Annotated in this window: 14 protein-coding genes; 13 read left to right on the top strand and 1 reads right to left on the bottom strand. The window is 43.4% G+C overall.

Going from position 1 to position 13,039, the window contains the following annotated elements:
• Positions 1-2 precede the first annotated feature (2 nt).
• The 8 genes from JJ941_RS10320 to JJ941_RS10355 all read left to right on the top strand — a co-directional run bounded on the left by JJ941_RS10320 (position 3) and on the right by JJ941_RS10355 (position 7,298).
• Positions 3-926 carry a YihY/virulence factor BrkB family protein gene (locus JJ941_RS10320; RefSeq protein WP_290964741.1) on the top strand — a complete coding sequence of 308 codons (924 nt, stop codon included), beginning with the start codon at positions 3-5 and terminating at the stop codon, positions 924-926.
• Complete coding sequence (locus JJ941_RS10325) at positions 923-1,432, top strand: histidine phosphatase family protein (RefSeq protein ID WP_290964743.1); 510 nt, start codon at positions 923-925, stop codon at positions 1,430-1,432. Before JJ941_RS10320 ends, JJ941_RS10325 begins: the two co-directional genes overlap by 4 nt.
• 234 nt (positions 1,433-1,666) lie before the next feature.
• Complete coding sequence (locus JJ941_RS10330) at positions 1,667-2,017, top strand: hypothetical protein (RefSeq protein ID WP_290964746.1); 351 nt, start codon at positions 1,667-1,669, stop codon at positions 2,015-2,017.
• A 181-nt stretch (positions 2,018-2,198) separates the two neighbouring features.
• Positions 2,199-2,702, top strand: a complete 504-nt coding sequence (locus tag JJ941_RS10335; protein WP_290964749.1) for a Dps family protein — start codon at positions 2,199-2,201, stop codon at positions 2,700-2,702.
• A gap of 50 nt (positions 2,703-2,752) precedes the next feature.
• Complete coding sequence (locus JJ941_RS10340) at positions 2,753-2,938, top strand: CsbD family protein (protein WP_255133649.1); 186 nt, start codon at positions 2,753-2,755, stop codon at positions 2,936-2,938.
• 129 nt (positions 2,939-3,067) lie between these two features.
• Positions 3,068-3,889 carry a mechanosensitive ion channel domain-containing protein gene (locus tag JJ941_RS10345; RefSeq protein ID WP_290964753.1) on the top strand — a complete coding sequence of 274 codons (822 nt, stop codon included), beginning with the start codon at positions 3,068-3,070 and terminating at the stop codon, positions 3,887-3,889.
• Between the two features lie 332 nt (positions 3,890-4,221).
• Positions 4,222-6,249, top strand: coding sequence for a DUF349 domain-containing protein (locus JJ941_RS10350; protein WP_290964756.1), 2,028 nt, complete (start codon positions 4,222-4,224; stop codon positions 6,247-6,249).
• 278 nt (positions 6,250-6,527) lie between these two features.
• On the top strand, positions 6,528-7,298 hold the full coding sequence (locus JJ941_RS10355; RefSeq protein WP_290964758.1) for an MBL fold metallo-hydrolase: 771 nt from the start codon (positions 6,528-6,530) through the stop codon (positions 7,296-7,298).
• Between the two features lie 29 nt (positions 7,299-7,327).
• On the opposite strand, the gene JJ941_RS10360 is transcribed toward JJ941_RS10355, so the two are convergent.
• A complete protein-coding gene (locus JJ941_RS10360) occupies positions 7,328-7,804 on the bottom strand; it encodes a hypothetical protein (protein ID WP_290964760.1) in 477 nt (158 codons plus the stop codon).
• 185 nt (positions 7,805-7,989) lie between these two features.
• On the opposite strand from JJ941_RS10360, the gene JJ941_RS10365 reads away from it, so the two are divergent.
• The 5 genes from JJ941_RS10365 (at position 7,990) to JJ941_RS10385 (ending at position 13,038) form a co-directional block, all read left to right on the top strand.
• Positions 7,990-8,325: an arsenosugar biosynthesis-associated peroxidase-like protein gene (locus tag JJ941_RS10365; RefSeq protein WP_255133638.1), complete on the top strand. Its 336-nt coding sequence runs from the start codon at positions 7,990-7,992 to the stop codon at positions 8,323-8,325.
• Positions 8,326-8,408: 83 nt separating this feature from the next.
• Positions 8,409-9,455, top strand: coding sequence for an arsenosugar biosynthesis radical SAM (seleno)protein ArsS (gene arsS / locus JJ941_RS10370; protein WP_290964762.1), 1,047 nt, complete (start codon positions 8,409-8,411; stop codon positions 9,453-9,455).
• Positions 9,452-10,087, top strand: coding sequence for a TIGR04282 family arsenosugar biosynthesis glycosyltransferase (locus JJ941_RS10375; RefSeq protein ID WP_290964764.1), 636 nt, complete (start codon positions 9,452-9,454; stop codon positions 10,085-10,087). The genes arsS and JJ941_RS10375 overlap by 4 nt, the downstream gene beginning before the upstream one ends.
• A gap of 29 nt (positions 10,088-10,116) precedes the next feature.
• On the top strand, positions 10,117-10,812 hold the full coding sequence (locus JJ941_RS10380; RefSeq protein ID WP_290964766.1) for a TIGR04283 family arsenosugar biosynthesis glycosyltransferase: 696 nt from the start codon (positions 10,117-10,119) through the stop codon (positions 10,810-10,812).
• Between the two features lie 90 nt (positions 10,813-10,902).
• Positions 10,903-13,038: a hypothetical protein gene (locus JJ941_RS10385; protein WP_290964767.1), complete on the top strand. Its 2,136-nt coding sequence runs from the start codon at positions 10,903-10,905 to the stop codon at positions 13,036-13,038.
• Position 13,039: the final 1 nt, after the last annotated feature.

Raw genomic sequence — 13,039 nt, forward strand, 5'->3', positions numbered from 1 at the left:
TGATGAAACTATTTAAGAGAACATCCAAAATCGTACTTAGTGCGATTAATTCATTTATAGAAGACAACTGTTTTCAATACAGTGCAGCAGTTTCCTTTTATACGCTTTTTTCTCTTGCTCCCATCGTAATGATAGCCGTTTACATCGCAGGTTTTTTTATAGGTGATGCCAGTGTGATGCGGGAGCTGACGAACTTTCTTGAAAAAAACATCGGTCAGGCAAGTTCAGAGGCAGTCATGCTTTTGGTTGAAACCATACAAACAGATTCGCGGAATATTCTGTACTTATTTCTCAGTATCGCTTTTCTCATCATTTCTGCCACAACGGTGTTCATTCAGTTCAAAGATTCTTTTAACCGGGTTTTAAATGTGGTAGCAAAGCCGGAGATCGGGTTTTCAAAAGTATTGATCGACCGGGTTATGGCCTTTGGAATGATTATGCTATTGGGTATAGCCATGATCTTTTCATTGATCCTCGACTCAACCCTGGTATGGCTCTTTGAATTCCTGCTTTCCAGTTTTGAGACAGCTCAGCTCTATTTGATTGGGTTCGGAAGCAACATTCTTACGCTTTTCATGGTCTTTTTTGCGGTCTTGGTTATGTTTTACACCTTGCCGGATGCCAAAGTACGATGGCGACCCTTATTGATAGGAAGCCTGATCACTACGCTGCTTTTGGCGATTGGAAAATTCGGGGTGGGGATGATTATTGGAAACAGCTCGCTGAATCAACTCTCCGGGGCTTCCTCTTCCATCATTATTTTGATGTTGTGGGTGTACTATTCCAGTAATATTATCTTTTTTGGGATTGAGTTAGTGAAAGCCCTCGCCGAATATGGCGAAGGGGAAATCAAAGCCGGCCGGTTTGCCCGAAAAATAAAGATGGTGGAAATGCCGGGAACAAAGAAGGAGTCCGACAAATTATGAAGCAGATTTTATTAATGAGACATGCTAAGTCGAGCTGGGAAAACCCGGATTTGAAAGACTTTGACCGGCCGCTTGCCAAACGGGGCCTGAATGACGCTCCCAGAATGGGCAAATACCTGAAGAAAATTAAGTATAAACCTGCTTTGGTGATTTCATCGCCGGCTCAACGCGCAAAAGAAACCACGCAGTTGAGTATGGAGGCGGCCAAGCTTGATGAACAACAGATCACGTGGAATGACGATCTTTACTTTGGTTCGGTGCGGGATTATCTCGGGGCTATACAATCGGCTTCGGATGAGTTTGAGCGAATTATGTTGGTGGGGCATAATCCTTTAATGGAAAGCACAACCGGAGTATTGGCAGGCGGTCAGGATAAAACGGCGGTTCGCATGCCAACAGCAGCCATTGTGTGTTTAGAAAGTTTTGCTGATTCCTGGGAAACCATTGCTCCCGGCACCTGTCAGATAAAATGGATGATGATACCCAAGGTGGTTAAAAAGTTATAGAGGTGTTAGAGGCAAGGTTTTAGGTGTTAGGTTTTAGGATAAGCGAATAGGGCAGACAATTAAGCCTTATATAACACGGCGACTGCTTTCAGCCTAAGTTATTTGAATCAACACGAACAACCCTAAAACCTAACATCTAAAAACTAAAACCTATCCCTCAAAACCAGTCCACACTTTTCTAACGAATTGTTATATTAGCCAAGTAAATAAATTCAACCCTCACATCTACAGCAGATGCAATACAAACAAAATTACTTTTACCTTTGCAAAACCCCGTTAAGCGCCGAAGGTCCTGAACATGTTGAGATCATAACCCGCGCCGAAAACAGCGAAGATTTCCCCCGGGTGTTCAAGGAGTATGAAGAATATCGCTCTCACGCTTTTAACGATGATGATATTTATAGTGTAGTTCGAGCAGACGATATTTATGAACTGGTACGAACCGGAACCGAGAATGAAGCTAAGGAATTAGCTTACGAAAAGGCGGAGCAGGAAATCATTACCAACCTGCAGCATCGTGTGATGCAGGGCAAAGATGCTAACGCCAAAGGAATACTGAAAGAAGTGTATGGCATAGAAGAATAACAGCATTCTTCATTTAAACAAATTGAATCCCGCATGCTTAACAGTGTGCGGGATTTTTTTGTGATAAATACTCTCGATGATGCTGATTGTAAATCCTTTTTACTATTCACTTACATTTTGGAACCGTGGCCGCTCAGTTTTGTTTTGATAACTGAATATTCACGAATAAAATGATACTCAGATGGATATTGAAACATTAAACGGAGTCGAAAAAATGAAAGTGAACATTGGAATTTCTGAAGACCATCGGGAGAAAATTGCGGCAGGCTTGTCAAAGGTTTTGGCCGATTCTTACCTGCTGTATTTGAAAACACATAACTATCACTGGAATGTAACCGGTGAGCTATTCCATCAGCTGCACGAGCAGTTTGAAGAGCAGTATTCTGAACTCGCGGAAGCTATTGACGAGATTGCCGAACGCATCAGGGCGTTAGGATTCAGGGCTCCGGGTACTTTTAAGGAGTTCAACGAAATTGCTTCTATCGAAGAAGACACCGACCGGCCGAAAGCACTGGATATGGTCAAGCGCCTCACAGAAGCGAATGAGCAGGTTATCAGAACAGCACGAGAGGCCTTAGAGCCCGCTAAAGCAGCTGATGATGAAGCCACGATTGATTTATTAACAGAGCGGCTGACCGTTCATTCCAAAACCGCATGGATGTTAAGAAGTCATTTAGAAGACTAAAGCAGTTATCCTACACCACGAATTTTAACTAAATAAACAGGAGAGATCCCATGAATGATTTAACCATTAAAGGAACATGGAACGAAGTAAAAGGAAAATTAAAGCAGAAGTATTCAGAGCTGACTGATGATGATCTCGCTTTTACCGAGGGTAAAGAAGATGAGCTTTTGGGCCGTCTTCAAGGCAAACTTGGTAAAACGAAAGACGAGATCAAGAAAGAAATAGCAGAGCTCTGAAAAGAATCGCATAGTAGCTTGAAGGGAAGGTTAACGCCTTCCCTTTTTTATATGTATATCAAAACCTGACTGTAAGTGAATTTTTAAGGATATTCACTTCATTAAAAATTAAAGATCATAAAAATAAGCATGGACAATTTTAACATTACCACAGAAGACATCATGAATCTCGTGACCACTTTCGGTCCAAAGTTGCTTGCCGCGGTTGCGACTCTGGTAATCGGGCTATGGATTGTGAAGTTTATTGTGAAAGGAGCCACCAAAGTATTGAATCGAAGTAGCGTGGATGAGGCTCTGGTTTCTTTTTTGCGAAGCCTTATTTCCATGTTGCTCAAGGTCATGGTTTATATTTCCGCGCTGGGTATGCTGGGCATAGAAATGACGTCTTTTATTGCCGTGTTGGGTGCGGCCGGTTTAGCGGTGGGGTTAGCACTGCAGGGCAGTTTATCGAATTTCGCAGGTGGAGTGTTGATCTTGTTCTTTAAGCCGTTTAAAGTGGGCGATTTTATTGAAAGAGGAAGCGAGTCGGGGACTGTTGAAAAGATTGATATTCTGCATACGCATCTTCAAACCCCCAATAATCAGCTTATTGTAATTCCGAACGGGCAGCTTGCCAATTCTCCCGTAACCAATTACTCAGCCAAAGAAACCCGGCGTGCTGTTTTCCCGGTTGGCATCGGCTACAGTTCGGATGTAAAAAAAGCACGTGAAGTTATTTTGCGGGTGCTGAATGAAGATGAACGAGTTTTGCAAGACCCGGCTCCGGTTGTTGTGCTCACAAACCTTGGAGACAGTTCGCTGGATCTATCTGCCCGCGCCTGGACTAAAACCGAAAATTATTGGGGCTTTTTCTGGGATAATCTCGAAAAAATAAAAGAAGAGTTGGATAAAGAAGGGATCGAAATTCCATTCCCTCAGCGCGACATCCACGTATTCCAGGAAAAGGAATGATTGTCGAATGATCGATTTTTGATTGCAGATTTTTCATGGCACCTCAAAGCGTCCGAAGGTCCTTTGAGCGTTGCTTGCAGTTACTCAGATGCCAAGACTGTTTCAAAAATCGTAAATCGGTCTTTCGATCATTCGCAAATCATCAACTCTGCAAAACGCATCAATCATTTTCGTTTGTTCAAAGTTTTCCTGCTTATCTGTTTGATCTGAAATACTTTGCCGGACTTTTGCTTTATATTGCCAAAGATTAGGCAGATATATTATCTTAACTAATCTAAGCAAGAAGGCTACGAGCCGTTAATCAAAAGACCTACGAGGAAAGGAAGGTTACTGTGGAGAACCTGGAGCAACAAAACGCAAACTCTGAAAAAGAGACCGAGAAAGACGAACTTGAAAACAGTGCTGAAGAAGCTACTTCCGAAGAAGAAACTTCAGTTGATAATGAGGAGCAGGCTGCGCCTCCAAAAGAAGAAGAAGCCGAGCCGGTAGAAAAGCCGGAGAATACAGCCGAAGAAGAGACGCCTGCCGAAGATTCAGAGACCGTTGATGAAGCAGAGGAAACGGGTGAGCCGGAATCAGAAGCTGCGCCGGATTCGGAGGCTGATGAGGTGACAGAGGAAGATGAAGCAGAGGCAGAAGTAGCTGAGGAAGAAAGTGAAGAGACTGCTGAGGATGCCGAGTCGTTTTATGCTGAGATTGTAGAGCGGGCTAAAGAACTGGTGGTACAGACAGACTGGGCCTTTGTTACCACAGAACTGGCTAATCTTGCCCAGAATGTTACAGAAGGACCTAAGTCCACCAGTGAAAAGGCCAGTCAGCTAATTGATGAATTCCAGGAGCTGCGGGATAACTTTGAGCAGAAGAAAAAAGAGCATTACGAAGAGCTGAACCGCAAGAAAGAAGAAAATCTTGCTAAGAAAAAAGAGCTGCTGAAGTCCCTGTCCGACATTATAAATGAGGAAAACTGGACGGCAACCAAAGAGGTGGGCAAAATTAAAGGCCAGTGGGAAAACATTAAGCTGCTGCCACAAGGCGAAGCCGAAGCTTTAGATAAGCGCTTTAAAGAATTGATGGACGAGTTTGAAGATCATAAAGTAGATCGGCTCGTGAAGAAACTTCAGAAAGAAGAAGAGAATTTAGAGCTGAAGCTGCTTCTGCTTGATAAAATGGATGCGCTCACTCAAAAGCTCAATGAGAATACTCCTGACTTTGAAGAATTAGAAGATCAGTTTAATAAGTTGATTTCTCAGTGGAGAAAGGTGGGGCGTGTGCCTTCCGAGAAAAATCAGCCGCTCTGGGATCGGTTCAACGCTGTGCAGGATACATTCAACGAAGTTCGCTTCAAAGTTGATAAAGAATACCGCGAACAGATTGAGAGAGCCCTTTCTAAGAAAAAGAAATTGGTGAAAGAAGCCGAAGCGTTGGTTGATCAGGAAAATATTGCAAAAGCTGCCCGTAAGGTGAATAAGCTTCACAAAGCCTGGAAAAACGCAGGTAACCTCCCGCAGAAAGATGAAAATGAGATGTGGGATCTGTTTAAAGCAGCCACCGACAAATTCAATGAGATGAAGTCGGATAACATTGATAAGCTGCGTGAACAGGAAGAGGCCAATCTCGAAAAGAAATACGAACTGATTAAAGAAGCGGAAGAAGCCAAAGACACTGACGACTTTGATGCTGGCCACCAGAAAATGCAAAGCCTGATGAGCCGGTGGAAGAAAATTGGTCCGGTTCCCAGAAAACAATCTTCTAAAATCTGGAAGAAGTTTAAAGGCGCGATGGATGTGTTTTATGATCGCCGCCGGGAAGCTTTCAAAGGAGAGCGAAAAGACCAGAAGGAAAACCTGGAGAAAAAACAGGAAATTCTTGAAAAGCTGAAAGAGTTAGGCAAGCACGACGATCCCGCACTGGCTGTTCAGGAAGCCAAGAAGTTGCAGCAGGACTTTAAAGACATTGGCTACGTTCCCATTAAAATGAAGAACAAGATCTGGAAGCAGTATCGGGAAGCGTGTGATGTAATTTATGATCGCTATCGCGCGCTGGGATCCGATCTTGGAATGGAGAAAAAGCTGGCTAACCAGGGAATTGATCCGGATACCCGAAAAGACATTATCAAGCTCCAGAAAGAGCGGGACAAGCTCAAAAAAGATGTTTCTAAACTGGAAAGTGAAATGATCCAGTACCAAGAAGCTAAAACTTATTTCAAGCCAACCAACCGGGGAAATGCCTTGAAGGATGAGCTTCAGGAAAAAATTGATAAAGCCGAAAACTCAATCGCTGAGAAAGAAGAACGGCTAAAAGAAATCAATAAAGAAATCGACCAGCTTAAACGAACCGGAGACAGCGACGAAGAAGAATAACAAGCGCTTTCCGTTTGTTTAATATTTTTATACAATGTTGGGCGTTGGATTCTAACTGATTATCCTGCATTCATTTAGTTTTAGAAAACATTAACAGGGAAGAAAATACCGTTCGATTTACACATATTAAGGGGTGCACGATTGAACATGTATAGATAGGTAAGCAGAGGTGTATAAGTAATTTGAAAGGCTCAATACATATAAAATTTTGGGGTGTCCGAGGTTCTACACCTTGCGCTAATAGTGAAAACATGCGTTATGGGGGTAACACAACGTGTGTGCAAATTCAGATCAAAGGTGATGACGAGCTGCTGATTTTAGATTCCGGAACCGGATTTCGAAACCTCGGAAACGAGCTTCAGGGTCGGGGATCTTCGCTTCGCGGACGGGTATTTATAACACACCCCCACTGGGATCATCTGCAAGGTTTTCCTTTCTTTAAACCGTTTTATAACGGGGATAACTGGTTTCGGATTTACCTGCCGCCACAAGGTGAAATTGGATGTAAAGAAATTTTGCAAGGCCATATGTCCAGCACCTTTTTCCCGGTATCCATAGATATGCTGGAGGCCGATTTAGATTGTGAAACCTTTCAGCCCGGAAAAAGAGATTTTGACGGATACTCGGTTGAGTATATGTGGGCAACTCATACGGTTCCAACAGCTATGTATAAGATCAGGGTTAAGGACAGAACCATCATCTTTGCTCCTGATAATGAATTGATGGACGACGATACCGATAAAAGCCGGCAATTCAGAGAAGAGTTTAAAGAATTCATTCGCGGAGCGGATGTGCTTATCCACGATGCCCAGTATTCGAAAAAACTTTATAAGCAGCGCGTTGGCTGGGGGCACTCCTCGTGGGAAACCGTTACGGAACTGGCTAAGGAAGTAAATGTTAAAAGACTATTTTTAACGCACCATGACCCGGATAACAGTGATGACGTTCTGGGAAAAAGAGAAGAGTTGATTCAGGACCTATACGGGTCTTCTTTTGAAAGGGTATGTCTGGCTAAAGAAGGGCAGGAAATTACCCTGCCCTCCGGTTAAGCCAGTTGAAATTTAAGATAAGCTACTCGTTAGAAGTAATAGCGGATACCGATGGCTCCGTTAGCATCAAAATCGGTGCTGGGAGCTAAATCCAGAATAGGAACCGCTTCAACAAATAAGTCAATAGGCGCATCTTCGACCAGGTAATTCAGTCCCAGGGGAACGCGAATACCAATGGCAGCTTCATCTGCTAAAACCAGTCGGGCACCTACTCCATAATAAAAAGCCAATCTGCCCTGATCTACACCGCTTAGCCAGGAATGCTGCAGGTAGTCACTGTGCAGGTGAATGGCATCATACCGGCCAAAAGACCAGGCAGCACCAAAGCCAAAAGCAGACTTGGAATTGTTCCACGCCTTAATGGAGATACCGGTCGGTTCTCCCAGCATTACACCCAGCCCGAGATTTCCGCCTTCACCGTTTGCTTGGGCCTGGGCAGTGTTTGGCAGAGTAATAGCTACTCCGAAAATTATAGTTAGGATAGAAAGTAGTTTCTTAATGTTCATATTTGGTTGATTATTTATGTTTACTACCTCCTTAAATACAAAATAGGGCGAAATTGTTTCAATTTTAGCATGATAAATCATTTCTTAGGGTCGATTCAGTCAAATCAATCTTCATATCTATTTATTTCGTAAGAATAACTAAGCTGATTCACTCAAATCAATACTATTAAAAAAATCAATGCATTATGGACAATCCTTATTACAAAGCAGAAGACCTGAAAAAGTTTGGCGATATCACAGAATTCCAGGAAAAACTGGGGAATAAATTTTTTGAATACTACGGTGAGGTTTTTGAAGAAGGCGCCCTGTCAAAAAGAGAAAAAGCCCTGATTGCACTTGCCGTTGCCCACACGGTTCAATGCCCATATTGCATTGATGCCTACACTACCGACAGCCTCGAAAAAGGGGCCAGTGAAGAGCAGATGATGGAAGCCGTACACGTTGCGGCAGCCATTCGCGGTGGTTCATCGCTCGTACATGGCGTGCAAATGATGAATAAGGTGAAAGACCTTTCCATGTAATTTTATTTAGCAGAGTTAGAATGATTCAGCCCTATTTCCTCCGGGCTGATGACTCATATTATATTATAACAGAAGGAAGTTTTATGAAAAGCTTATTGGCAGAATCTCATGAGTTGGCCAAGCCCAGCGTTCAACTCGATATCATTAACAATCACAACGAAAAGATTAAATCCCTGCCGAAGTTCAGGGATAAAATTGATCCGATTGGATTATTCCCGCTGAAACCTACAGGGATCGATATTTTTCAGATGAATGTGGGCTACATGTGTAACATGACCTGCAAGCATTGCCATGTGGATGCCGGTCCCGATCGGCAGGAAATCATGACGAAGGAGACCTTTGAGCATTGTCTTGAAGCGCTGAAGGGAACCGACATTGATACGGTGGACCTGACCGGAGGAGCTCCCGAAATGAACCCGCATTTCCGGTGGTTTGTGGAGGAAGTTTCAAAGCTAGGGAAACATGTTATTGTAAGATCAAATCTTACCATCCTCACTACCAATAAATTCAGCGACCTCCCCGAGTTTTTTAAGAAGCATGGTGTGGAAGTCACCTGTTCGCTCCCTTTCTACAGTAAATCACGAACTGATCGCCAGCGGGGAGAAGGCACGTACGATAAGTCTATCAAAGCGTTGAAAAGGCTGAATGAAATCGGTTATGGAGACGAAAATACCGGGTTAATGTTGAACCTGGTTTATAATCCGGTGGGGGCTTTTTTGCCGGGAGATCAGGAAGAAATTAAACAGGAGTTTAAGAAAGAGCTTAAGAGAAAGCATGACATCGTATTCAATGACCTTTTTACGATTACCAATTTACCCATCAGCCGATTCCTCAATTTTCTGCTGATGTCAGGTAACCTGGAAGAGTACATGGAAAAGCTGATTGAGTCATTCAATCCGGCAGCTGCAGCCGGGGTGATGTGCCGCAATACCATTTCCATTGGCTGGGACGGCCGCCTGTTTGATTGCGATTTCAACCAAATGCTTGATATGGAAACCCATGAAGACAGTGTTCAACACATCAAAGACTTTGATCTTGAATCGTTAAATAACAGGGAAATTAAGATCAACCAGCACTGTTTTGGATGCACAGCCGGAGCAGGCAGCAGTTGTGGGGGCGCGACTACTTGAACACCCATCAAGGAACATTGAACAAGGAAGGAAGAACGAGGGAAAAGCTGATCATCTTCGTGAAGAACGAGGAGGCCGGGAAAACAAAAACCCGGCTGGCAGCTACAATCGGAGATGAGAAGGCACTTAAGGTATATCAGAAATTGTTAGGCTGGACCTTTGAGCAAACCCGTAATTTAGAAGTGGCCAAAGAAGTATGGTATTCCCGGTTCATCGCGGAAAAGGACATTTGGGAAGGCGGTGATTTTAAAAAGCAGCTTCAGTCAGGGGAAAACCTGGGAAAGAGGATGTCGAATGCTTTTCAGGAATCTTTTTTAAAAGAGTCTTTCCAAAAAGTGGTAATCATTGGCAGTGATTGTGCAGAGCTTACTTCTGACATTATTCAGCAGGCTTTTCAGGAGCTGGAAAAACATGAATTTGTAATCGGACCGGCTGAGGATGGAGGGTATTATCTGTTAGGCATGCGAAGCTACCACCCGGAAGTTTTTGAAGAAATCGAATGGAGTACGGGCTCTGTATTTCAGAAAACAGTTGAAAAAATTCGGGATATTGGGTCAAATCACACCACGCTGAAAGAATTAAACGATGTAGATACCATCGAAGACTGGAATAGAGTTAAGTCCGGTTTGTAAGTATCCGGTCCAAAAAGAGTATAGAGTAAATGATCAGCATTATTATTCCGGCTTATAATGAAGAGGCCAAGATTGGCGAGCTGCTTTCTTTTTTGAGGAAACACAGTGAGGGGCAGGAGGCGGAAATTCTTGTGGTTGATGGAGGCAGTTCGGACAATACAGTTAAAGTGGCAGTAAAAAAGGGAGCGAAAGTAGTGAGAAGCCCCTTAAGAGGCCGGGCAAATCAAATGAATTTTGGGGCTGAAAAGGCCCGGGGGGAATGGCTTTATTTCCTTCATGCCGACACTACACCACCTCCGACATTTATTGCCGATATCACAAAAAAAATACAAGCCGGATTTGATTGCGGTTGCTTCCGCCTGGCCTTTGATGACCACCATCCGGCGCTGAGAATTTACAGTTGGTTTACCCGTTTCGACCTCAACTTTTTCAGGTTTGGCGATCAGAGTTTGTTTGTCAGAAAAGCGCTTTTCTCAAGAATAGGAGGGTTTGATCATAAATTGCTGGTTATGGAAGATCAGGAGATCGTGAGCCGGCTTAAAAGTCGCGCACAATTTGTGATCATTAAAAAGACGGTTGTTACCTCGGCAAGGAAATATCAACGGTTTGGGGTTTTCAGATTACAGTTCATTTTTGCTATTATAGTGGTCCTCTTTTATTTGAAGGTTAGCCAAGAGGTAATAGCACACTTTTATAAATCGTTTATGATGGGCTCGTCATATTAAGTTAGTGTTAAGAGGTAGGGTAATCACAGAGGTTGGCCCCCATTATCGCTATATTTACCGGCCCCAAATAAAACCCCGTTAGTAATCTATATGAGAATTATCCGAGCAGGATTAACCGCTTTTTTCCTAACTTTATTTGCCGCAAATCTTTACGCGCAGGCATCATTCGAAAGAGCCGAAACCAATGTTGGGACTATCGGCCTGTCTATCACAAATTACGGAACCATTGGAAAGCCGGATGTGCGCAACAACCCTGAAGGAGGCTTCAGTATGCGCTACCCAAGCGACTCCCAAATTGAGCATTTGTTTGAAGCGGGGATTTGGATAGGGGCGCTGTACAATAACTCTCAATTGCGGGTTTCCACTTCTTCTATAACCACATCAGGTGGCTATTCGAGGGGTGGTGCCGGTTTTGAGTTTACAGCTGATAATATCATTCTGAGAAGAAGCAGCAACCCGAATGATGAGTTTTTCTCTGCTCAATCTGTTGGGGAGCAGGATATTATCACTGAATTTTCAGATCGGCGCAGAGATATTCAGGGAACACCTATAAGCGGGCATGATACCCCTCTTTACGCTGATGTCAGGTTAGAGAGCTATAACTGGGGTTTCCCGTTTACAGAGAATTTCTCCATTCTTAAATATGAGATTACCAATAACAGCGATCAGTATGCCGGTGCTGCGACCTGGGACAGTGTATTTGTTGGGATGTATGCTGATTTAGTAGTTCGGGATATTACGACCAATGAAACAGGTGGAGCATTCTTCAATAAAAACGGAATAGGGTATATGGACTCTCTATATACTACCTATGCTTTTGATGCAGGGTCTCCTGCAGGCGAACCTGCAATTAACACATATGGTGCAATCTCATTAATTGGGGCTGAATATCGCAATCAGTTTTATCATCCCAAAAATTCAGAATACTTACAGCAGCAGGGATTTAACGTGCCACAGGTAGGGCCAAGTTATTGGTTGTTTAGTGCAGGAACAGGTGTGTTTGATTCCCCTTCGAATGACATAGATCGATACACCAGAATGGCCGAGCAGTTTCCAATTGATTCTACAAATGCCCAAGGTGAAACATACCGAGAAGCTTTAAGGACGGACGGTCAGGATGCTGCGGGTAATTACATATCATTTCTTTCAATGGGGCCATTTCCGGTAGTTGAGCCCGGAGAAACCATAACGGTTTACTTTGTTTACTCAGCGGCCAGAAAGCCGGAGGAATTTCAGGGGACTATACAGAGCATTAAAGAAATTGATACCGAAGATTCGCGTGCCATCTTAACTCAGACTATTAATTCTGCAAACAGAGTTTTTCAGGGAGAAGATGTGAACGACAATGGGGTTCTGGATCCGGGTGAGGATACAGATGGAGATGGTCAGCTTACCCGGTATTTATTCCCCACCCCACCAGACAATCCCAAAGTTCGTATTCAGCTGGAGGAAGGCAAGGCTTCTATTTATTGGGACAGAACAGCCGAGTTTTCAGTGGACCGGGTATCCGGGGAGATGGACTTTGAAGGATATAGAATTTATAGCTCTCAGCTTGGAGATGGACCGGGTGTAGACCCTAAGTTAATTCGAGAATTTGACAAACCTGCAAACCAGATTGCCTTTGATACGGGTTTTGAAGAAGTAGAGCTTGACGAACCGGTTACATTTGAGGGTGATACCTCTGAATACTGGTATCGATATGAGCTGGATGGACTACTAAGTGGATGGCAATACGAGATTTCAGTAACAGCTTTTGATGGCGGTAGTGAGACTTTCGATATAGGGAGTCTTGAAAGCTCGACAAGTTCAAACTCGGTTAGGATTTTTCCCGGAACACCTGTGAACGAAAATTTTGGTAGTAATGCCAAGGAGTATAAAGTAGGGGTGTATCCAAACCCCTATCGCATTAAAGCTGCCTGGGACGGATCCAATGAAAATACAAGAAAACTTTATTTCTATAATTTACCAGCAAGAGCAGAAGTGCGTGTTTATACCGTAGCCGGAGATATTGTTGCTGAATTGGAACATAACTCGGCTACATACAATGGTGATATATCTTGGTTCGATAATTTTAGTGACGACCCAAGAGTAATGGCCGGGGGAGAGCATGCGTGGGATTTACAGTCCGATGCTAATCAAATCTTATCAACGGGTTTATACCTGTTTTCCGTTAAGGATTTGGATTCAGGAGAAGTACAAACGGGTAAGCTACTTATTATCAAATAAT

This window comes from Gracilimonas sp., from assembly GCF_017641085.1.
In the GTDB taxonomy this organism is placed as follows: Bacteria; Bacteroidota; Rhodothermia; order Balneolales; family Balneolaceae; genus Gracilimonas.